19 protein-coding genes and 1 pseudogene are annotated in these 20,420 nt (G+C 69.3%); 7 read left to right on the top strand and 13 right to left on the bottom strand.

Features of this window, described 5'->3' with window-relative positions:
• Window positions 1–82: 82 nt before the first annotated feature.
• From ABZV44_RS05725 to ABZV44_RS05705, 5 genes are all read right to left on the bottom strand, one after another.
• Window positions 83–736, bottom strand: coding sequence for an enoyl-CoA hydratase-related protein (locus ABZV44_RS05725; RefSeq protein ID WP_354832428.1), 654 nt, complete (start codon window positions 734–736; stop codon window positions 83–85).
• 14 nt (window positions 737–750) lie between these two features.
• The gene (locus ABZV44_RS05720) at window positions 751–1,362 is read right to left on the bottom strand and encodes a helix-turn-helix domain-containing protein (RefSeq protein ID WP_354832426.1); all 612 of its coding nucleotides are present in this window, start codon (window positions 1,360–1,362) and stop codon (window positions 751–753) included.
• A gap of 179 nt (window positions 1,363–1,541) precedes the next feature.
• Window positions 1,542–3,341 (bottom strand): fatty acid--CoA ligase FadD11, encoded by a 1,800-nt coding sequence (gene fadD11 / locus ABZV44_RS05715; RefSeq protein WP_354832424.1) that lies wholly within the window; start codon window positions 3,339–3,341, stop codon window positions 1,542–1,544.
• A gap of 82 nt (window positions 3,342–3,423) precedes the next feature.
• Window positions 3,424–3,567: a hypothetical protein gene (locus ABZV44_RS05710; protein WP_354832422.1), complete on the bottom strand. Its 144-nt coding sequence runs from the start codon at window positions 3,565–3,567 to the stop codon at window positions 3,424–3,426.
• A gap of 310 nt (window positions 3,568–3,877) precedes the next feature.
• Window positions 3,878–4,459 carry a TetR/AcrR family transcriptional regulator gene (locus ABZV44_RS05705; protein ID WP_354832420.1) on the bottom strand — a complete coding sequence of 194 codons (582 nt, stop codon included), beginning with the start codon at window positions 4,457–4,459 and terminating at the stop codon, window positions 3,878–3,880.
• A gap of 95 nt (window positions 4,460–4,554) precedes the next feature.
• On the opposite strand from ABZV44_RS05705, the gene ABZV44_RS05700 reads away from it, so the two are divergent.
• From ABZV44_RS05700 to ABZV44_RS05680, 5 genes are all read left to right on the top strand, one after another.
• Window positions 4,555–5,379 (top strand): SDR family oxidoreductase, encoded by an 825-nt coding sequence (locus tag ABZV44_RS05700; RefSeq protein WP_354832418.1) that lies wholly within the window; start codon window positions 4,555–4,557, stop codon window positions 5,377–5,379.
• The gene (locus tag ABZV44_RS05695; protein ID WP_354832416.1) at window positions 5,376–6,464 is read left to right on the top strand and encodes a dihydrodipicolinate reductase; all 1,089 of its coding nucleotides are present in this window, start codon (window positions 5,376–5,378) and stop codon (window positions 6,462–6,464) included. The genes ABZV44_RS05700 and ABZV44_RS05695 overlap by 4 nt, the downstream gene beginning before the upstream one ends.
• A 278-nt stretch (window positions 6,465–6,742) precedes the next feature.
• Window positions 6,743–7,333 carry a TetR/AcrR family transcriptional regulator gene (locus ABZV44_RS05690; protein WP_354832414.1) on the top strand — a complete coding sequence of 197 codons (591 nt, stop codon included), beginning with the start codon at window positions 6,743–6,745 and terminating at the stop codon, window positions 7,331–7,333.
• A 24-nt stretch (window positions 7,334–7,357) separates the two neighbouring features.
• Window positions 7,358–7,951, top strand: a complete 594-nt coding sequence (locus ABZV44_RS05685; RefSeq protein ID WP_354832412.1) for a TetR/AcrR family transcriptional regulator — start codon at window positions 7,358–7,360, stop codon at window positions 7,949–7,951.
• Window positions 7,952–8,066: 115 nt separating this feature from the next.
• Entirely contained in the window at window positions 8,067–9,665 is a 1,599-nt protein-coding gene (locus ABZV44_RS05680) for an FAD-binding oxidoreductase (RefSeq protein ID WP_354832410.1), read from the top strand.
• A 102-nt stretch (window positions 9,666–9,767) separates the two neighbouring features.
• Here the strand turns inward: ABZV44_RS05680 and ABZV44_RS05675 are convergent, their stop codons facing one another.
• A complete protein-coding gene (locus tag ABZV44_RS05675) occupies window positions 9,768–10,436 on the bottom strand; it encodes a hypothetical protein (protein WP_354832408.1) in 669 nt (222 codons plus the stop codon).
• A gap of 428 nt (window positions 10,437–10,864) precedes the next feature.
• Here ABZV44_RS05675 and ABZV44_RS05670 point away from each other — a divergent pair, with 428 nt between their 5' ends.
• Complete coding sequence (locus ABZV44_RS05670) at window positions 10,865–11,593, top strand: class I SAM-dependent methyltransferase (RefSeq protein ID WP_354833118.1); 729 nt, start codon at window positions 10,865–10,867, stop codon at window positions 11,591–11,593.
• A gap of 30 nt (window positions 11,594–11,623) precedes the next feature.
• Here ABZV44_RS05670 and ABZV44_RS05665 read toward each other — a convergent pair.
• A pseudogene (locus tag ABZV44_RS05665) lies at window positions 11,624–11,677 on the bottom strand (pentapeptide repeat-containing protein); the annotation flags it as partial.
• A 6-nt stretch (window positions 11,678–11,683) separates the two neighbouring features.
• Window positions 11,684–12,379 carry a TetR/AcrR family transcriptional regulator gene (locus tag ABZV44_RS05660; protein ID WP_354832406.1) on the bottom strand — a complete coding sequence of 232 codons (696 nt, stop codon included), beginning with the start codon at window positions 12,377–12,379 and terminating at the stop codon, window positions 11,684–11,686.
• Between the two features lie 265 nt (window positions 12,380–12,644).
• Here ABZV44_RS05660 and ABZV44_RS05655 point away from each other — a divergent pair, with 265 nt between their 5' ends.
• Window positions 12,645–13,163, top strand: a complete 519-nt coding sequence (locus tag ABZV44_RS05655) for a hypothetical protein (protein ID WP_354832404.1) — start codon at window positions 12,645–12,647, stop codon at window positions 13,161–13,163.
• A 535-nt stretch (window positions 13,164–13,698) separates the two neighbouring features.
• On the opposite strand, the gene ABZV44_RS05650 is transcribed toward ABZV44_RS05655, so the two are convergent.
• The 5 genes from ABZV44_RS05650 to ABZV44_RS05630 form a co-directional block, all read right to left on the bottom strand.
• Window positions 13,699–15,063: an NAD(P)/FAD-dependent oxidoreductase gene (locus tag ABZV44_RS05650; protein WP_354832402.1), complete on the bottom strand. Its 1,365-nt coding sequence runs from the start codon at window positions 15,061–15,063 to the stop codon at window positions 13,699–13,701.
• A 147-nt stretch (window positions 15,064–15,210) separates the two neighbouring features.
• A complete protein-coding gene (locus ABZV44_RS05645; RefSeq protein ID WP_354832400.1) occupies window positions 15,211–16,236 on the bottom strand; it encodes an agmatine deiminase family protein in 1,026 nt (341 codons plus the stop codon).
• Window positions 16,236–17,201 (bottom strand): nitrilase-related carbon-nitrogen hydrolase, encoded by a 966-nt coding sequence (locus ABZV44_RS05640; RefSeq protein ID WP_354832398.1) that lies wholly within the window; start codon window positions 17,199–17,201, stop codon window positions 16,236–16,238. Before ABZV44_RS05640 ends, ABZV44_RS05645 begins: the two co-directional genes overlap by 1 nt.
• Before the next feature lie 45 nt (window positions 17,202–17,246).
• Window positions 17,247–18,800, bottom strand: a complete 1,554-nt coding sequence (locus tag ABZV44_RS05635; protein ID WP_354832396.1) for an APC family permease — start codon at window positions 18,798–18,800, stop codon at window positions 17,247–17,249.
• A gap of 143 nt (window positions 18,801–18,943) precedes the next feature.
• Window positions 18,944–20,401, bottom strand: a complete 1,458-nt coding sequence (locus ABZV44_RS05630; RefSeq protein WP_354832394.1) for an NAD-dependent succinate-semialdehyde dehydrogenase — start codon at window positions 20,399–20,401, stop codon at window positions 18,944–18,946.
• Window positions 20,402–20,420 lie beyond the last annotated feature (19 nt).

The following is a 20,420-nucleotide window of genomic DNA, read 5'->3' as shown; positions in this document are numbered from 1 at the left end:
ACCCATCGCAATGGAGTGCTCGTCGTGCGGCAACCGGATGCGGCCGGCGGTGTCGGTGGCCGGCCGCACCCGGTGAGCCGGGTCAGGCGTTGTTCAGGGCGGCGACGGCGTCGGCGAACATGGTGGCCTTGATGGCGCCGAGGGTGGCCGGGTCCTTGGCCCCGAGCGGGGCGAGCATCGCGAGCGCGGCGTCGGTGAGGGTGTCGAGGCCGGTGGTGGCGTCGACGATGTCGTGGGCGAGGGCGTCGGGGCCGCCGAAGCGGCGTCCGGTGGTCATGGACGCGATCGCGGTCTTGGGGGTGAGTTTGGCCTGGATGAGCGCGGCCATGCCGCGGGTGAAGGGGATGTGGATGTCGACTTCGGGCAAGCAGAAGTAGCCGCGGTCGGCGCGCATGACCCGGTAGTCGTGGGCGAGGGCGAGCATGGCGCCGGCGCCGAAGGCGTGCCCGGGCAGGGCGGCCGCGGTGGGCAGTTCGAAGGTGAGCACGCGGGCCAGCAGCGACTGCACCTGCGCCACATACCATTCGGCGCGTTCACCGTTGGCCGAGAGCCAGTCCAGGTCCAGGCCGTTGGAGTAGAACTTGCCCGAAGCGGTGGTGACCAGGGCGTGTGCGCCGTCGGCGACGGCGGTGTCGAGGTGCGCACCGATCTGGTCGAGGAATGCGGGTGAGAAGCGGTTCTCGTCGCCGCCGAGGTCCAGCACGGCGATCTTGTCGTGGTAGGTGAGTGTGGGCATGGGGGTGTCCTTCCTCAGGTGGTTTTCGGTCGTGCGGGTGCGGGCCCGAGGTCGAGGACCGCGCGGACGGCGGCCCGGAGCTGCCCGCGGGCAAGGGGATTGGCGAGGCGGTCGCGGTCGAGCAGGATCGCTGTCGGCAGGTCGACCAGGCACAGGGTGAGGGTGTCGACGGCGGCGGCGTCGGCGCGGTCCCAGAGTCGGCGGGCGAGGGTCTTCATCAGCTCGACCAGGGTGGCCTGGGTGGCCGCGAGTTGGGCGCGGACGGATTCGGGCAGGTCGTCGCCGAGCAGGTCGTCGCGGCGGACGGTGAAGAACAGCCGGGTCGACATGGGGTGGCGGGCGGCGAATTCCGCGGGCGCCTCGGCGGCGGCGATGACCGCTGCCACGCCGTCGCCGGCCTCGGCGACCATGGCGGCCTGGAGTGCGAGAAACCGGTGGGCGGCCCGGATCCAGGTGCGCCCCACCAGTTCCGCGCGTGACCCGAAGGTGTGGTACAGCGCTCCGTTGGAGACGCCGGTGGCGGCGGCGACCGCGCGGATGGTGACCGCGGCGGGCCCGGATCGCACGGCCAGGGCCTCGGCGGCATCGAGCACGAGGTCGGGGTCGTGGGTGCGGGGGCGGGGCATGCACCGACCATACAGAGCAAGTGCTCTGTTATAAAGGGTCGGTTCCTTGCCGGCCCGTCCAGCGACGTGACCAGCGCGCGAGCGCCGCGCCGCCCGAGACTCCCCTCCCGCGGCGCGAACACGATCCGGCCGCCTCCGCGACGGGGTGCGGAGACGGCCGGATCGGATGCCGGTGCGGGTCAGGGTGTGGTGGGTTCGTGGACACCGTCGGCGAGGGCGGGGGTGTACATGCGGTCGATGTCGGCGGCGTATTTGCGGGCGATGGGTGTGCGGCGCAGTTTCATGGTGAGGGTGATCTCGTCGCCGCCGGGTTCCCAGAAGGTGGGCAGGATGGTGAAGCGTTTGATCTGTTCGACGCGTGAGAGTTTGGCGTTGCCGGCGGCGACGCCGCGCGCGATCTCGGCGATGACGCCCGGATCGGCGGCGAGGGCGGCCGCGGAGGCGTCGGGTAGCCGGTGCTGAGCGGCGTAGGGTGCGGCGGATTCGGCGTCGAGGACGACGAGGGCGGTGTTGTAGGCGCGGTTGTCGCCGATGGTGGCCAGGGCGCCGATGAGCGGGGTGGCGGCTTTGACGGTGTTCTCGATGTTGGCCGGGGACATGTTCTTTCCCGCGGAGTTGATGATGAGTTCCTTCTTGCGGTCGACCACGCGCAGGTAGCCGTCGGCGTCGCAGGTGATGATGTCGCCGGTGGCCAGCCAGCCGTCCGGGTCGAGGGCCTCGGCGGTCTTCTGGGGTTCGTGCCGGTATTCGCGCATGACCAGGGGCCCGCGGACCAGGAACTCGCCGTCGTCGGCGATCTTGGATTCCAGTCCGGGCAGCAGCCGACCGACGGTGCCCAGGCGGGCTTCGGCGGGCGGGGAGACGCTGACGATGCAGGTCAGTTCGGACATGCCCCACACCTCGGAGATGGGGATGCCCAGGCCGAAGAAGAATCCGAGGGTTTCCGGCGGGATCGGCGCGGCCCCCGACAGCGCCCATTTGAGTTGGTCCAGGCCGAGTTTGGCGCGCAGCGGCCCCAACACCGCGGCGTCGGCCTTGTCCCATTCGGCGGCCAGGTCGGTGTCGATCGGCTGCCCGGCCAGCTGGGCGGCGGCCTTGCGGGCGGCGACCTCGAGCCCCCAGATGAGGGCGGCGCGGCGAGTGGGGTCGGGTTCGGCGGTGACCGAATATTCCACGGCCGCTTTGAGTTTCTCCCACACGCGCGGGACCGCGCCCCAGATGGTGGGGTGCACGTCGGCCAGGGCGGCGGGCAGCTGGGTGCGGTCGGGCACGACGGTGATCTGGGTGCCGAAGTATTGGTGCAGGTACAGGTTGGTGACCCGGTCGGCCATGTGCGCGGTCGGCAGGAACGAGGTGATGCGGTCGCCGAACTCGACGGGCATGACCGAGGCGTAGGCGCGGCATTCGAAGGCGAGGTTGGCGTGGGAGATCTCCACGCCCTTGGGGTTGCCGGTGGTGCCGGAGGTGTAGCAGAGGGTGACGATGTCGTCGGGCCGGATCGCCTGCCAGGTGGCGTCGAAGTCGAAATCGGTGCGCCCCAACTGCTTGAGCTGCGCGACGGTCAGCGTGCCCGGGGCGGGCTCATCGACGCACACGATGGTCTGCATGGGCACTCCGCAGGCGCGAATGCGGTCGACGTATTGGGCCTCGCACAGCACGACCCGGTTACCGGCGTTGCTGAACACGTAGTGCAGCTGTTCGGCCGAGAGCGTGTTGTACACCGAGAACGAGGTGGCGCCGGTGTGCTGGGCGCCGACCTCGAGGGGGTAGAACTCGACGCGGTTGGCCATCATGAACGCCACCGTGTCCCCGCGCCCCACCCCCAGTGCGGCCAGCCCGGCGGCGACCTCGCGTACCTGGGTGGCGTAGTCGGCCCAGGTCAGGGCGTGGGCGCCGCCGATATCGCGGACCGCGACCGCGCCGGGGTCGATCGCGGCGGTCGCCTGGAAGGCGGCGGGGGACGTATTCGGTTCGCTCATCACACTTCTCGTTCCACTCACCATCGAAGCCTTCTCAGACGGTAAGGGGCGGAGTGGGTGTCGCGGGCCCGAATGCGGCAGGTCAGCAGTCCCGGGTGGGCCGCAGCGCGGCCACGATCTCGCTGACCTGCGCGACCACGCCCGCCGATCCGGTGGTATCGCCGCCGATCTGCACCGATTTCAGCTCGGCGGGAGCGGGCGGGGTCTCGATCAGCAGCGCGTGCACGGTCTTGGCCGCCCTGGCGGGTACGCTACCGCCGAAAGACCTTTCCGCCCACCGAAATTCGCTCCGCTGGGCGACGACCGGGCCGGCTCACCGGGTTGTTGCGGCGGGTCGCCATGAGGTGCAGGGTCGCCCCCGCGCGGCATCCATGGCGGCGAGTTCCGGTCCGCGCCGCCGACGGGCGCGACGATCGAGTCGGCGGAGGGGTTTCGTGCGGGTGACCCAGGGCAAGGTGATCGAATTCAGGCCGCTGTTCGACTCGCTGACGCTGAGGCTGGGTGTCGGTCTCGCCGGGAGGTGAGGCCGCACCGGGTCATTCGGTGTCGGGGCGGGCGCCCAGGATGCCGTAGAGCAGCAGGTCCTCGAGGGAGGTGGCGAATCCGTCCAGGTCGTCGATGTCGCGGATGCACATGGCGAACAGGGCGGCGCCGGCGATGGTGTCGAGCACGGTGTTCGGGTCCAGGCCCGGGCGTTCGGCGTCGCCGGGCAGGTAGTCGGCGAGTTCGTCGCGGGTGGGGGTGTCCAAGCGGGCGGACAGTTTCTCGTACAGGCCCGAGTCCTGGCGCATCTCGGCCATGAGTCCGGGCATGGCGGCGCGGGTTTCGGCCGATCCGAACAGCTGGATGGTGCCGCGGATGACCTTGCGGATCTCGGCGAGCAGATCGGGGGCGACGACCGCGGATCCGACGTCGGGGAACACGGCCTGGGCGATGAGGTGGGCCTTGGAGGGCCAGCGCCGGTAGATGGCGGGGCGGCTGACGCCGGCGCGGGCGGCGATGGCGTCGATGGAGGTGGCGCCGTAGCCCGCTTCGACGACGAGGGCGCGGGCGGCGTCGAGGACCGCGGTGTCCACCGCGGGGTCGCGGTGCGGGCCCAGCCGGTGGCGTGTGGTCACGGAAATCCGTCCTTGTCGCTGCGGGCAGGAGTCGATACAGTCTGTCACATCAAAGTCGTTACATTCTGTAACCGCTGAGGACTCGAGGAGGAGTCGTGTCAGCTGCCCCGCAGGTCACCCCCGCCGACACCTACCAGCCGGTGCCGCTGCTGGCCGGCAAGGTCATCGTGGTCTCCGGCGTCGGACCGGGCCTGGGCCATTCGCTCACCATCGAAGCCGCCCGCATGGGCGCGGATCTGGTGCTGGCCGGACGCACCGAGAAACGCCTGCACGAATACGCCGACGAGGTCCGCGCCCTCGGCCGCGCCGCGGTGGTCGCCAAGACCGACATCACCGACGAATCCCAGCGCGCCGCGCTCGTCGAGACCACGCTGGCCGCACTGGGCCGGGTCGACTGCCTCATCAACAACGCCTTCGCCATCCCGCCCATGTACCCGATCACCCAGATCGAGGTGGAGGCGCTGCGCCACGCCAACGAGACGAACGTGTTCGCGCCGCTGCGACTGTCGGCGCTGTTCGCCGACGCGCTGGAACGCTCGCGCGGGTCGGTCATCATGCTCAACTCGTGCGTGTCCTACAGCTCGCAACCGGAGTACTCGGGCTACAAACTGTCCAAAGGCGCACTCGCGCACCTGGCTTCGTCGCTGGCCACCGAGCTCGGGCCGCGCGGCATCCGCGTCAATTCGGTCGCACCGTCGTATGTGTACGAGGACATCAACAAGGCCTATTTCGATTGGCTGGCCGGCCAGGCCGGGGTCACCCACGACGACATCTACCGGCAGAAGGCCGCACCCACCGACCTGGGCCGCCTCGCCGGACCCGAGGAGGTCGCGCGCGCGGCCCTGTTCCTGGCCAGTGATCTCGCCACCGCCGTCACCGGCCAGATGCTCACCGTCGACTGCGGCGAGTTCCACCGATGAGTACAGGAGCAACCGTGAACAAGCGCGTCGTGCTGTGGGGGACCGGCGTGGTCGGGTCCATGGTGCTGGCCGAGATCGTGCGCCACCCGCGCTTCGAGCTGGTCGGGGTCGGCGTCAGCAATCCCGACAAGGTCGGCAAGGACGCCGGGGACCTGTGCGGGGCCGCGAAAACCGGTGTGCTCGCGACCGATTCGGTCGAGGAGCTGATCGCGCTGCGCCCGGACGCGGTCGTGCACTACGGGCCGACGGCGGCGTTCGCCGAGGAGAACATGCGCGTCATCGGGTCGTTCCTGCGCGCGGGCATCGACGTGTGCTCGACCGCGATGACCCCGTGGGTGTGGCCGCACATGGACAAACTGCCCGCGTTCTGGCGTGACCCGATCACCGAGGCGTGCGCGGCCGGCGGGGCGTCGTGCTTCACCACCGGCATCGACCCGGGCTTCGCCAACGACCTGTTCCCCATGACCCTGATGGGCCTGTGCGGTGAGGTCGAATCCGTGCGCGCCTCCGAGCTGCTCGACTACACCGACTACGAGGGCGACTACGAATTCGAGATGGGCATCGGCCACCCGCCCGAGTTCACCGCCCTGCTCGAACACCCCGACATGCTCGTGATGGCCTGGGGCGCAACGGTTCCCATGATCGCCACCGCCGCCGGGATCGAACTCGAAGCCATCACCACCACCTGGGACAAGTGGGTGACGCCCGAGGACCGGCCCTCGGCCAAGGGCATCATCAAGGCCGGCACGGTCGCCGCGATCCGCTTCACCATCAACGGCGTGTATCGCGGCCGCGAGGTCATCACCCTCGAACACGTGAACCGCATCGGCCTCGATGCCGCCCCGGACTGGCCCGCGGGCACCAAGGACGACGTCTACCGGGTCGACATCATCGGCAGCCCGTCGATCTCGCAGGAGACCTCGTTCCGTTTCACCGACGGTTCCGGCCGCACCCCCGCCGTCGCCGGGTGCCTGGCCACCGGCATGCGCGCCCTCAACGCCGTGCCCGCGGTCAACGCCCTGCCGCCGGGCTGGGTCACCCCGCTGGACCTGCCGTTGATCCCGGGCGCCGGCACCATCCGCTGACCGGACGCAGTGCGCGAGCCCCCTCCCGGCACCTGCCCGGAGGGGGCTGTCTCGTGCCCGGGTCGCGAACCACCGATCCTCCTCGGCGGCACCAGCTTCCACTCGCCGGTAGCCACCCGGCGTCCAGCACGGCACGCGTGAGAGCCGGCGCGGCCGACCACGTCGCGAGCCCACCCCGACAGGTCCGCCCGGTTCCCGGCGCGCATGGCGGGTGGGCCGGGCGTGGTCGCCGATTCGGTAGGTTGCTGGTGACCGGGTGTGTGACCGAGGACGGTGGAATGGGTAGGGCGGGAACCAAGGGTGTGCCGCGCGCCGAGCGGGAGAATCAGATCCTGGAGATCGCCGCCGAACGTATCGCCGCGGTCGGGTATGCCGGGTTGAATCCCGGTGAGGTCGCCGCCCAGGCCGGGGTGTCGAAACCGTTGGTGTACACCTACTTCGGCACGAAGGACCAGTTGTACGCGGCGTGTGTGGAGCGGGCCGCCGCGGCGATCGGTGACGCGATCGACACCGTCATCGCCGGTCCGGCCGAGCTGGAGATGGCGGCGAACACCCTCGCGGCGATCTTCGGGGTTCTCGAGCATCGCCCGTACTACTGGAATGTGCTCTTCGATCGCAGTCATCCCGCCGACGGTCCGGCCGCCGACGCCGCCCGGGCGGCGCGCCGGCGGATCGCCGCGCAGGCCGCGCACGGGGCGGGCGCGGTGATGCGGGCGCGCGGGGTCGGCGATCCGCAGGATCTGTCGGTGGTCACCGATATCTGGATGGGTTCGGTCACCGCGCTGGTGTCGTGGTGGATCCGTCATCCCGACCAATCCGCCGCGGCGATGATCGCGCGCAGCCGCCGCCTGATCACGGCTCTGTCGTGACCGCCGCATCCGGGAAGGGCTGAGATGGCACGCACCGCGGGCAGCAGGAATGTGCCGCGCGCCGAACGCGAGGAACAGATCCTCGACGCCGCCGCCGCGCAGATCGCGCGGGTCGGCTACGCGGGTCTGTCGATGGCGGCCGTCGCCAAGCAGGCCGGGGTGTCGAAGGCGTTGGTGCACACCTGTTTCGACACCAGGGACGGGCTCTATGCCGCGTGTGTGGACCGGGCCGCCCGGGCCGTCACCGAGGCGGTCGAGCCGGTGCTGTCGGGGACCGCGGATCTGACCATGGCCGAGCAGACCCTGCTGGCGATCTTCGGCGCGCTCGAGCACCGCCCGCACGACTGGAACGTGCTGCTGGATCGCACCCATCCCGCCGCCGGCCCGGCCGCCGAGGCCGCGAACGCGGCGCGCGCGCGGATCGAGGAGCAGGCCGCGCGCGCGATGTCGGTGTTCATGGCCGCGCGTGCGATCACCGATCCGGTGGATCTGGCGGCGTTCACCGAGGTGTGGATCGGTGCGGTGACCGCGTTGATCCACTGGTGGCAGCGGCATCCGCAGGTGCCGGGGCCGGAGCTGGCGGCCCGCACCCGCCGGCTCATCGCCGCGTTCGCCTGACTCGAATCCGGTGGCCGCGCAGCGGTGTCCGCGATGGTGCCTCTTGCCGCCGCCATTATTGACCATGTAGTAATTTACCGATCAGTCATTAATGTGGCGAGTGGAGGATACGACCATGGCAACCAGATCGTGGTGGGGATGGGGCACCGTCGAGGACGCCGTCACCGGCGCCGAACGCAGCGCACTCACCCAGCGGATCGCGGCGCTGCTGCCCGACGCCGACCTCACCGTCCACCAGCCACCCGAGCTCACCGCACTCCCGATCCCGCAACCGCGCACCCGCGCCCCGCAGGCCCTGGCCGGGATCGCCTCCTACGACACCGCCGACCGCGTGCTGCACGGCCACGGCCAGGCCTTCCGCGATATCGTGCGCAATCTGCTCGGCCGCATCGGCGATGTCCCCGACCTGGTCGTGCGCCCGCGCACCGAGCAGGACGTGGTCGACGTCCTCGACTGGTGCGCCGGCGCGGGACTCGCGGTCATCCCCTTCGGTGGCGGCACCTCGGTCGTGGGCGGTGTCGAACCCCGCGACTGCGGCGACTATCCCGGCAGCGTCGCGCTCGACCTGACCGCGCTCGACCGGGTCCTCGAGATCGACCGCACCAGCCGCGCGGCCCGTATCCAGGCCGGAATCCTCGGGCCCGCACTGGAATCCGCGCTGCGCCCCCACGACCTGACCCTGCGGCACTTCCCGCAATCGTTCGAGTTCTCCACCCTCGGCGGCTGGCTCGCCACCCGCGCCGGCGGACACTTCGCCACCCTCTACACCCACATCGACGACCTGCTCGAATCGATGCGCGTCGTCACCCCCGCCGGGGTCGGCGAATCGCGGCGGCTGCCCGCCTCCGGCGCCGGACCGGCCCCCGACCGCCTGTTCCTCGGCTCGGAGGGCACCCTCGGCGTCATCACCGAAGCGTGGATGCGGCTGCAGGATCGGCCCCGCTGGCGCGCGAAGGCCTCGGTCCTGTTCGACGACTACCGCGCCGCCGTCGACGCCACCCGCACCCTGGCCCAATCCGGGCTGAACCCGGCCAACTGCCGGCTGCTCGACCCCGCCGAAGCGTTCCTCAACGCCGGGGTCCTCGCGGCCGGGGGAGTCCTGGTCCTGGGGTTCGAATCCGCCGACCACCCCGTCGACGAATCCTTGCGCCGCGCCGTCGAGATCTGCGCCGGTTTCGGTGGCCGCACCCGCGACGAGGCGCCCGCCACCGCATCCGAGGCCGACCCGTCCGACACCTGGCGCTCGTCGTTCCTGCGCATGCCCTATCAGCGCGACGCCCTCGCCGCCCAGTCGATGATCACCGAAACCTTCGAAACCGCCTGCACCTGGGATCGATTCGACCAGCTGCGCGCGGCCATCGAGACCGCGGCCGCCGACGCGTTCCGGTCCACCGGTGTCACCGGGGTGCTGACCTGCCGGTTCACCCACGTCTATCCCGACGGGCCCGCACCTTACTTCGGTGTGTACGCCGCCGGCCGGTGGGGGAGCACCGTCGAACAGTGGGACGAGATCAAAACCGCTGTCTCCGAAGCCATTTCCGCCAACGGCGGCACCATCACCCACCATCACGCCGTCGGCCGCGACCACCGGCCCTGGTACGACCGGGAACGACCGGGACCGTTCGCCACCGCCCTGCGCGCCACCAAAAACGCACTCGACCCCGCGTGGATCCTCAACCCGGGCGTCCTCATCGACCGCGAGGGGCAGTCATGAACAGCCACCTGCTCGAAGGGTTCGGCGCCCGGTGCGGGTCGAAACCGCCACCTGCTACCGGCCCCGGCGCCGGCTCGGGCTCGGCCGGGGGTCGGCGCACGGTCAGCGCAGCGAATAGACGTAGCGGCTGGTCGGGATGACGTCGAGGTCGCGGTCGGCGCCGAAACGGGCGATGCTGTCGAGCATGCGGGTACAGCGCCGCTCGAGTTCGGCGTCGTCACCGCCGCTTCCCCAGTAGGCGTGCGGATCCGACATCGCGGCCATCGGGAACAGTTCCTCGACAACGGCGTCCACCCGCCCGTCGGGGGTGATCGAGCCCAGCACCGGATTCTGGATGTAGCCCAGACTGGCCTGGTTGTCCAGCGCGACCTGGGTGTGGTCGCCGATCCAGTTCTCCAGCCACTGCGCCCGGGTCATCCCCGCGGGAATCCTCATCACCGCGATGCGCGCCAGTGCGTCGGCGCGGACACCGCTGTCGGTGCGCGGCGGGCGCAACGGGGTGAGCTCGTCGACGACGAACCCGTCGAGCCGATCGGCCAGCGGCCGCAGCAGCGCGGTGATCTGATCGGGGTCCTCGACCCCACGCAGCGTCACCACGGCGTCGACGGGCGCGTCATAGGTGCACATCCACAGCTCGGCGGCGGCGACGTACTCGTCACGGATATTCACCTGCAGTTCGCTGACACCGCAGCAGGACAGCGCCCGCCGCAGTTCGCCATCGTGCAGGCGTGTCTTCAATTCGGCCCCCCACAGCAAATACGTCAGTTTCATAGCCCTGCTACCCGGAATGTGATGCTGATCATCGAACCAACCGGACAGTAACCCAGCCTTCGGGACGGCACCCGGCCCGTGTCCCACTGAGCGGAACTGTTAGCAACCCGAACCAACCCGCTCTGGTGGCAACCGTTTCCACACCATCCAGCATCGGCCATTGCCAACTTCGGTCGAATCAGAAATTTCACCAAAAGCCAAATACGTCAAAGGGTTTCCATTCGCCGGATCAGCATGTTCGGCACCGGGCGCGGAATGAACAACAGCACCGGGCCACCGTCGGTTGGTGCAACAACTAAACTGATGATCCGAGAACTCACGACCCAGCATCGGAACAATTCGTCGCATCGCCGGCACGACCCTTCATGTGTTGCCCATCCGCAATCGAAGGAGGAGCCATGGGCACCGAACCGAAGCACGACGATCAGATGGACTTCGAAGCCCTGTACCACGACACGGCATCGGAACCGGGCGCTCCCGCATTGATCCCCTGGGACATCGGCGGCCCACAGCCGGTGGTGCAGCAGTTGGTGGCCTACGGCGCCGTGCGGGGCGAGGTGCTCGACCCCGGAACCGGCCCGGGGCATCACGCGATCTACTACGCGTCCAAGGGCTACTCGGTCACCGGTATCGACTCGTCGCCGTCGGCCATCGAGCGGGCCAAGCGCAACGCGGAGCGCGCCGAGGTGACGGTGAACTTCGAGGTGGCCGATGCCACCAAACTCGAGGGCTTGGAGGATCGCTTCGACACCGTCGTCGACAGCGCCTTCTACCACGTGTTCCTCGACGACGAAGAAACCCAGATCCGGTACGCGCAGGCCCTGCACCGCGCCACCAGACGGGGGGCACGACTGTTCATGTTCGAATTCGGCCGCCACAACGTCAACGGCGTTCAGCTCGAAGGTTTGCCGGCGGAGAATTTCGACCGCGTGCTTTCCGCGGCCGGGTGGGTCATCGACCACCTGGGAACCACCACCTACCAGGCCAACTTCGGCCCGGAGACGTTCGCCTACATGACCAAGGAGATGAGCGACGACTCCGGATGGGCTGATCGGATGAAGCCGATGATGGAACAACTCCAGATCATCGGGCCGTTGCTGAAGAACAACCGGGTGCACGTGCCCGTGTGGGCCGTGGCCGCCACCCGCCTCGACTAGCCCTGCCGAGTTGCCGCACCCCGAATGGTTCAGGTCGGCATGGTTCAGGTCGGCATGGTTCAGGTCGGCATGGTTCAGGTCGGCGCCGGGTCATTCCCCCAGCACTGCTCGGGACGACTCCGGGGCAGTGGAGATGATGCCGATCACCGTTGCGACGACCTGGCCTTCGGGATCGCGGAGGCGCGGCAACGAGGTCCTGTCCTCCAGCAGGGATCCGAGAGCGAGATCTACCAGTTCGGCACCGACCTGTTCGGCAGATCTGCGCCCTTGCGGATCGAACCACGTCCACGCCCATTGCGCGGCACCGAAAATGAGCAGGCTCCGGATGCTGGTATCGACGGGCCGGAAGTCACCGGACGCGATACCCGCGTCGAGGACACCGAGCAGGATTCCGATGTAATGCCTGCGCAGCTTGCGCCCCTCGGAATCCGTATCCTCCTGCGCGAGCCGTGCGACCTCGCGCTGGAATGCGACGGTCCCGTTGCGGTCGTGCACCTGATACAGCATGGCCGCGTGCAACAGCCCGGCCAGCTGCTCGGGCGGTGTGGCGAAGGTCGACACGATGCGCTGCGCCTCATCGATACGGCGCCGCATATAGGAAACGTGCAGAACTTCCAGCAGCCGCGCCTTCGTGCCGTAATGGTGGACGATCAAGCCCTGCGAGATGCCCAGCTCGCTGGCGACACCGCTGAAACTCGTTCCGTCATAGCCTTTCTCGGCGACATGGCGCGTGAAAATATCGAGAATCGCGCCCGACTTTCCCGGTCCCACCGCACGTTCACTCACTGATCCCGCCCCTCCTCGTCCAATTTCCCGGACACCCTCGCATCGACCGCCTGCTCGACCAATCGTTGACTGAGTGCGCAGTCAGTATTAGCATAATGCCCCGAGTCGCAGCGGCGCGTTCTCTACTTCGACCATTCATCGCGAAAAGTTGACTTACCGCCCATGTATCAGCACACCCATTCCGCCGAGGCCGGCATTGAGCGACGAGCCTCCGAACACATCGCATGACAACCCGCTTCTCCGGCAGCACCACGTGTGGTCCCCGATGAATGCGGGTGCAGTGGCGTACGGGAATCCGGCGACGGACGCGGTCTCTCTGCTGTCGGCGGATCAGCTATTGGCCGCGATCGCCGGGCGGCTCACCGAGCCGTTCCCGCTCATCACGTGGGCGAGAGAACTCGGCGATCTGCATGCCGCGCTGATTTCGGCGGTTCTGAATCCGCAGCGCAATGCCCCGGAGGTCACCGAGGCGGCGCTGTGCGCGGATATCGCGAAGGTCATCGACAAGATCAACTCTTGGGCCGCGTCCTATACGCGCCACGCCCGGTGCGCCCGTCGCCACACGCACACCTTCGGCGAGGTGATCAGCCATGTGGCGAAGACCTACGCCGAGGCGTGGTGGACGGTGCTGCACAGCGACTGCGAGGAGCTTCGGCACTCCGCGTGGGTCCATCTCGGCGAAGTTCGTGACGGCTACACCCACCTCATCGGCGATATCCGAGCAGGCCGCGTCCAGCTTCCGCTGGGCTGGCGAGGCATCGGGCGCACCCAGCCCGCGGGCTGAGGCCCATCCCGGCGCGTACCGAAGGGCGAGGCCGGGATGCACGAAATCCCACCGTCTCGCGACACCGGAGAGCTGATCCGGGAGCGAATTCGCCCCGATAGCAACAGATTCCACCATCCAGCCAGTCCAGATCAATACGCCACTGTGACGAATTAACGACCGAGGGCGGGGTCGGGGGATGCCCGCCTCGATCAAGGCCGAGCGCAGCGCGCCGTGGTGGTAGGACTTCCGCCGCGGCGGCTAGCGTTGGGCCGACGGGTACGCCACATCGAGGTTCCGCCGCGGATGCTCATGCAGTGCTCGAGGATTCCATCGCCGCCTGTCCGGAGGTGGGAATCGACTGGTGCGACCGACCGGCTTCGGGACGCCCAGCGATTTCACGGCGGCGACGAGGGGTGAGCTGCGCGATCGAGCGCGCCGCCGACCTCCGGGCGGCCGGAGGTGAGGGCGGTGCCCTCACCGTGTCCGGTATCGGTGTGCGGCGTCCGGCCCGAGCCGCCGCACACCCGGGAACAGACCGGTTGTGACGGTGTGGCTATACGAGGTTGCGCTCGGCCACGATGGCGGCGGCCGCGCGGCGGCCCATCCGGATCGCGCCGTCCACGTGTTGGAAGCCGTGCCCTGCCAGGTCCGAGCAGCAGAAGTGGATCGGGCCGACCGGGTCGCGGTGGTCGCGGCCGTAGCGGGTCATGCCGCCCAGGTCGAAGCTGACGCCGTAGGCGCCGCGGGTCCATTCCTCTGCGCCCCAGTCGGATTCGTAGTAGACGATCGGGTCGGCGGCCTCGGGGCCGAGGTAGCGGACCAGGCAGTCGAGCACGGCCTGTTTGCGCTCGGCGGGGCTCATCTCGAACACGGCGTCGGCCTGTTCGTGGGCGATGAAGCCGACCATCGCGCCGTTGGTGGCGTCGTGGTTGGTGTTGTCGTAGACCTCCGACACGATGTCGGTATCGCTGAAACCGGTGCCGGACAGGCCCTTCGCGCGCCAGAACGGGGTCGGGTACACCGCGTGCACCTTGACCACGAAACCGAACGACATGTGCTGGTACATCTGCTGGCGACGACGTGGCATGGGCGGATCGAAGCTGATGCCGGAGTACAGGTTCGGTGGCACCGCCAGCACCACGCGGTCCGCGCGCACCTCCAGATCGCCGTCGGCGACGACGCTGACGCCGTTCTCGGACCATCGCACCTTCCGCACCGGCGAATTCAGGTGCACATCGTCGCCGAGGGCGGCGGCCAGGCGTTGCGAAACCTGTTGCATGCCACCGATGACCCGCTTGTCCAGCATGAAGGTGTCGGTGGCCAGCGCGGTGTAGGACCCCTGCGCGGCGGCCATGTGCAGTGCCTGCAGCGTCGAGAAGGTGTGTGCGGGCTTGGTCAGCATGGCTCCGGAGACGAAGAACGCCACCGTCTCGCGGGCGTAGTCGTTGTCGGACTGCCGCTCCAGCCACAGGCTGAACGGGATCGCATCCAGGTCGGCCGCAAGCGGATGCGCCCACGGCTGCTCCGCGCCGACCTCGGCGGCCAGCCCGTCGAGCAGCCCGATGAGGCGGTCGATCTCGGCGGCGGTGTCGGCGGGCGCGGGGAAGACGTCGCCGGTGAACTGCTGGCGGGTGCCGTCGGCGGCGAGGTAGACCGATTCGCCGTCGCGGTAGCGGGAGAAGGTCTTCAGGCCGAGTTCCTCGACCAGCTCGAGGGCGGCGGTGTGATGCGGGGACAGCCACTGGCCGCCGATCTCGATCATCGCGTTCTCGATGTCGCCGGTCCAGGTGCGTCCGCCGACTCGATCACGAGCCTCCAGCACGGCCACGGTCAGACCGGCCTTGTGTAGTTCGGTGGCGGCGGTCAGGCCGGACGGCCCGGCGCCGACGATCACGACGTCGCGAGTGATGACAGGCACGAGAACTCCTTGCTGAACATCGAGTTTTCCTGGAGATAACCCGAGGGTTGCTGTTTCTAGTATGTGGGTGCGTTCACGGTCCTGCTCGCTCCACTGCGGCGAATCGGCCGGCCCCTCAATCGCCAGTGCGGCGTGCCGGCCGAGCGGTCAGCGGGCGGGCAGGGGCTCGTTCTGGGTGATGCAGTGGATGCCGCCCCCGCGCGCGAAGATCTCGCGCGCGTCGACGGTCACGATGACGCGGCCGGGATAGACATCGGCCAGCACGGCCGCGGCCTCGGCGTCATGGCGGTCGTCGAATCCGCACAGGATGACCGCGCCGTTGCACACGTAGTGGTTGATGTAGCTGTAGTCCACGAAGCCCTCCCCGTCCCGCAGCGTTCGCGGGGCGGGCACCGGCACCACCTCGAAAGGCTTTCCGGCCCAATCGGTTTCGGCGGCCAGCTGCTTCATGAGCTGCCGGCTGAGCGCATGGTCGGGGTGCTCGGGATCACGCTGATCGTGCACCAGGACCACACCCGGCGCGGGCAGCGCGGCGACGATGTCCGCGTGCCCGCGGGTGCCGAATCGCTGCGAGTCCCGCCACAGTCCGCGCGGCAGCCAGATCACCGTGCCGGCGCCGATGGTGCGGCGCAACTCGGCCTCGATCTCCGCCTTGGTCAGGCCCGGATTGCGGTAGGGGTCCAGCTGCACGGTCTCGGTGACCAGGACCGTCCCGCAGCCGTCGACCTGGATGCCGCCACCCTCGTTGACCAGCGCCGACTCCACCACCGGCGTCCCGGCCGCCGCGGCGACCGCCCGGCCGATCCTCGCATCGTGGTCCCACCTGGCCCATTCCTGTTGGCCCCAGCCGTTGAACACCCAGTCCACCGCCGCGACCGACCCGTCCGCGGCGTGCACGAAGCTCGGCCCGATATCGCGCATCCAGGCATCGTCGAGGGGTGCTTCGACGATCTCGATCGCACTCGACAGCCAGGTCCGGGCTGCCGCCGCATCGGCCGGATCCACGATCATGGTGACCGGTTCGAACTCGGCGACCGCGTGCGCCACCGCCGTCCACGCCGTGCGGGCCTCGGTCACCGCCTGCGGGGTCGCGGTGATCTGCGACCCGGCGGGCGGGAACGCCATCCAGGTGCGCCGGTGCGGTGCGTGCTCGGCGGGCATGTGCCAGCTCATCAGGGCCGCCCGAAGGGGTGCTGGTGATCGACCGGCGCGGTCAGGCGCGCGTAGGTGTCGGGCCGGCGGGTGTCCAGGAACGGGAACAGGGTCAGCCAGTCGCGGCGCTGATCCAGGTCCAGATCGGCGACCAGCACCGCCGCCTCGTCGCGCGGGGCCTGCACCAGGATCCGGCCGTAGGGGTCGGAGATGAACGACGAACCGTAGAAGGTGATCTCGCCCTCGTCGCCGAAACGGTTGGGCACCACCATGAAGGTGCCGCTGGTGATGCCGTTGCCGACGATCACGTGCTGCCACAGCGGCTGGGTGTCGAAGGCCGGGAAGGACGGTTCGGAGCCGATGGCGGTCGGGTAGACGATCACCTCCGCTCCGGCCAGCGAGTACAGCCGCGCCACTTCGGGGAACCATTCGTCCCAGCAGGTCGGCATGCCGATGCGGACGTCACCGAGGTCGGGATGGGTGTGCGGGCGGTAGGACTCCTCGGTCGCGGGGCCCGCGCGGAAGTAGGTGTCCTCGTAGTAGCCGGCGCTGATCGGAATGTGCAGCTTGCGGGTGCGGCCGACCAGTTCGCCGCTGGGGGACACCAGGATCGCGGTATTGAAGCCCAGCCCGTCGCCCTGATCGGCGCGCTCGTAGAGCGAGGCGTGCACGAACACGCCGTGTTCGATGGCCGCCTTCGCCGCGAAGGTGACGGTGGGCCCGGTCGTCAGGTCCTCGGCCTCGGCGCACGGGTTGTCGCCGCCGCGCACGAACGCCGGGTATTTGCTCAGCGTCAGTTCCGGCAGGAACACGGCCCTGGCTCCCAGCTCGGCGGCCTGGGCGATGCCCGCGCTCAGCTCGGCGCGCAGCGCATCCGCGTCGGCCTGCCAGCGGTGCTGTACCAGGGCCACCCGCAGCGGCGGGCGGACCGGCTCACCGACCCGGGCGTGCGAGACGGGCGGCTCGAAACAGGTGACGACGTGCATGATTCCTCCTGTAGTGGGAATAGGACTGCGGCGCAGCGGGATTCGCTAGACGGTGGGCGCCTGCACGGCGGGCATCGGATCGCCCGACACCGCGCGCGGCAGGGTCCGGCTCCGGAAGTACGCGGGATCGCGCCAGCGCTGCACCAGCATCAGCGCCGCGCCCAGCAGCAGAATCCCGAACCCCAGATAGAACACCAGCCCGATGCCGAAGAGCTCGGCGCCGCTCCCGGTTGCCGGATCCAGGCTCTCCCGCACCGAGATGGCGAAGATGATCAGCAGCATGGCCCCGCCGAGCAGCGGGAACAGCAGCTTGAACAGGAAATCGCGGCCGGAGGCGAACCACCGCTTGCGGAAGTACCAGACGCACGCGAACGCGGTCAGTCCGTAATACCAGCAGATCATGATACCCAGCGCGGCGATGGTGTCCTGCAGGACGTGCTCGGACAGCAGCGCGGTCAGCGCGTAGAAAGCGCCCGCCACCAGCGCGGCGACCGCGGTGGCGAACCGTGGCACCTGATAGCGCGGGTGCACCGAGGCGAACCGGCTGGGCAGCGCCCGGTAGGTGCCCATGGCGAGCATGGCGCGCGCGGCGGGCAGGAAGGTGGCCTGCAGGCTGGCGATGGTGGAGACCAGTACCGCGAGGTACAGCAGAATCTCGCCGTTGCCGCCGAGCACCGGTCGGGCCAGCGCGCCGAACACATTGTCCGAGGTCTGCGGATTGCCCAGTCCGATACCGGTTTCGCCGACTCCGGCGTACCACATGAGCGACACCGCCAGCAGCAGATAGGTGCCGAGCACCGTCAGGATCGACAGCACTCCGGCCCGCCCGGGGGTGCGCTGCGGATCCTTGCACTCCTCGCCGAGGGTGAGCGCGGTGTCCCAGCCCCAGTACAGGAACACCGACCCGATCAAGCCCATGGCGAACGCGCCCAGGGTGAGTCCGGTGAACGGATCGAACCAGTCGATATCGAAGCTCAGCCCCGAGGGCGCGTCCCCGGCCAGCGCCTTCCACAGCGCCATCCCGGCGAACACCAGCAGCACCGTCAGCTGAAAGCCGACCAGCACATACTGCAGGCGCTCGCTCGAGGTGATGCCGCGGCCGGCCGCCCACCCGGCCGCCGCCAGGAACGCCAGCGTGGTCACGATATTGATCGGCTTGTTGTCACCGAGGGTCGCGATGGTCTCCGACCCCACCAGTTTGCCCACGAACAGATACAGGAACTCCGCGCCGACCGCGGCGATGTTGGCCAGCACGATCACCACGGCGATCACCGAACCCCACCCGGCCATCCAGCCGACGTAGGGGCCCAGCGATCGTGCCGACCAGGTGAACGAGGCTCCGCAGTCCGGGGTTTCGGCATTGAACTCGCGATAGGCGTAGGCCGCCAGGAACATCGGAACGAATCCGGCGATCAGCAGCGCCGGCATCTTGAGGCCGACAGCGGCGACGATCAGACCCAGACTGGCCGTCGTCGTATAGGCGGGCGCGATGGAGGCGATACTGAGCACGGCCCCGGCCAGCACGCCGACCTTGTTGGTAGCCAATCCCTTGCCGCTCGAGGCGGAGGATTCGATCCCCGGAGAATTCTGGATGAGCATGAGAGCTCCTCTTGCGAGGGTCTGGCGGCGGCGGGAGCGAGAAGCGCGCTCCCACCGGCGCCGCGCCACGGTGGAGACACCGGCCTGCAAGGGCCGGTTCGGCACGAGATCCGGCGCAGGGGCCGGGGTGCCGGGAGAGGACGTCAGCGAGTGAGCGCGACGTATTTGGTGTCGAGGTATTCGTGGATCCCCTCGGACCCGCCCTCGCTGCCCAGGCCGGACTGCTTGACTCCGCCGAAGGGAGCGGCCGGATCGGAGACGACGCCGCGATTGATGCCGACCATGCCGGCTTCCAGGGCGTCGCTCACGCGCAGAGCGCGATCGAGGTCTGTGGTGAAAACATAAGCCGCCAAACCGAATTCGGTGTCATTGGCGGCGGCCACCACCTCGGCTTCGGTATCGAAACCGTAGATGGCGGCGACCGGGCCGAAGATCTCTTCCCGGTGCATCCGCGCGGTGCGCGGCACATCGTCGAGCACGGTGGGCTCGAAGAAGCAGCCCGGACCGTCGAGCGGTTTGCCGCCGGCGCGCAGCACGGCGCCGGCGGCGATCGCGTCGTCCACCAGTGCGGTCACGCTCGCGCGCTGCCGCTCGTTGATCAGCGGTCCGAGATCGACCTCCGGCTGGTAGCCGGGGCCGACGCGCAACGCGGCCAGCCGTTCGGCGAAGCGGGACGCGAACTGCTCGCGTAGCGAATTGTGCACGTAGAGACGGTTCGCCGCCGTGCACGCCTGACCGCCGTTGCGCATCTTCGCGGCCATCGCGCCCTCGAGGGCCTGGTCCAGATCGGCGTCGTCGAACACGATGAACGGCGCATTGCCGCCCAGTTCCATGGACGTGCGCAGCACATTGGCGGCGGCCTGCCCCAGTAGCAGCTTGCCCACGCGGGTGGACCCGGTGAAGGTCACCTTGCGCAACCGCGCATCGGCCAGCAGCGGCGCGGTGATGGCGGCGGCGTCGCTGCCCGGCAGCACCGACAGCACGCCCTCGGGCAGGCCGGCCTCGGCGAAGATCGCGGCCAGCGCGAGCGTGGTGAGCGGGGTGTCCTCGGCGGGCTTCGCGATCACGGTGCACCCGGCCGCCAGGGCCGGGCCGATCTTGCGCGTGCCCATGGCCAGCGGGAAGTTCCACGGTGTGATGGCCAGCACCGGGCCGACCGGCTGCCGGGTGACCAGGATGCGGCCGGTGCCGGCGGGCGCGGTGGTGTAGCGGCCGCCGATCCGGACCGCCTCCTCGCTGAACCAGCGCAGGAACTCCGCGCCGTAGGCCACCTCGCCGCGCGACTCGGCGATGGTCTTGCCCATCTCCAGGGTCATCAGCAGCGCGATCTCCTCGGTGCGATCCACCAGCAGTTCCCAGGCCCGCCGCAGGATCGCGGAGCGTTCGCGGGGAGCCGTCGCGGCCCACTGCGATTGCACCCGGCAGGCCGAGTCGAGGGCCCGCAGGGCGTCCTCGCGGCCCGCGTCGGCGACCTCGGTGAGCAGGTCGCCGGTGGCCGGATCGGTCACGGTGAAGGTGCCGCCGCCGGACGCGGGGGCCGCGGCTCCGTCGATCCACACACCGGTGGGAACGAGGGCGCGCACGAAGTCGAACTCGGACAACAGATTTCCTCAGCAGTCG

The organism is Nocardia sp. NPDC004860 (assembly GCF_040609015.1).
In the GTDB taxonomy this organism is placed as follows: domain Bacteria; phylum Actinomycetota; class Actinomycetes; order Mycobacteriales; family Mycobacteriaceae; genus Nocardia.
Note: the sequence above shows the minus strand (reverse complement) of the source record. Positions and strands in the feature narration are given on the sequence as shown.

Coding starts and splice junctions, on each gene's coding strand:
- ABZV44_RS05720 (WP_354832426.1), bottom strand. CDS start 1,362: ATGCCCCGCCCCCGCACCCACGACCCCGACCTCGTGCTCGATGCCGCC.
- ABZV44_RS05690 (WP_354832414.1), top strand. CDS start 6,743: ATGGGTAGGGCGGGAACCAAGGGTGTGCCGCGCGCCGAGCGGGAGAAT.
- ABZV44_RS05680 (WP_354832410.1), top strand. CDS start 8,067: ATGGCAACCAGATCGTGGTGGGGATGGGGCACCGTCGAGGACGCCGTC.
- ABZV44_RS05645 (WP_354832400.1), bottom strand. CDS start 16,236: ATGAGCTGGCACATGCCCGCCGAGCACGCACCGCACCGGCGCACCTGG.
- ABZV44_RS05695 (WP_354832416.1), top strand. CDS start 5,376: ATGAGTACAGGAGCAACCGTGAACAAGCGCGTCGTGCTGTGGGGGACC.
- ABZV44_RS05685 (WP_354832412.1), top strand. CDS start 7,358: ATGGCACGCACCGCGGGCAGCAGGAATGTGCCGCGCGCCGAACGCGAG.
- ABZV44_RS05640 (WP_354832398.1), bottom strand. CDS start 17,201: ATGCACGTCGTCACCTGTTTCGAGCCGCCCGTCTCGCACGCCCGGGTC.
- ABZV44_RS05635 (WP_354832396.1), bottom strand. CDS start 18,800: ATGCTCATCCAGAATTCTCCGGGGATCGAATCCTCCGCCTCGAGCGGC.
- ABZV44_RS05675 (WP_354832408.1), bottom strand. CDS start 10,436: ATGAAACTGACGTATTTGCTGTGGGGGGCCGAATTGAAGACACGCCTG.
- ABZV44_RS05725 (WP_354832428.1), bottom strand. CDS start 736: ATGCCCACACTCACCTACCACGACAAGATCGCCGTGCTGGACCTCGGC.
- ABZV44_RS05655 (WP_354832404.1), top strand. CDS start 12,645: ATGAATGCGGGTGCAGTGGCGTACGGGAATCCGGCGACGGACGCGGTC.
- fadD11 (WP_354832424.1), bottom strand. CDS start 3,341: ATGAGCGAACCGAATACGTCCCCCGCCGCCTTCCAGGCGACCGCCGCG.
- ABZV44_RS05670 (WP_354833118.1), top strand. CDS start 10,865: ATGGACTTCGAAGCCCTGTACCACGACACGGCATCGGAACCGGGCGCT.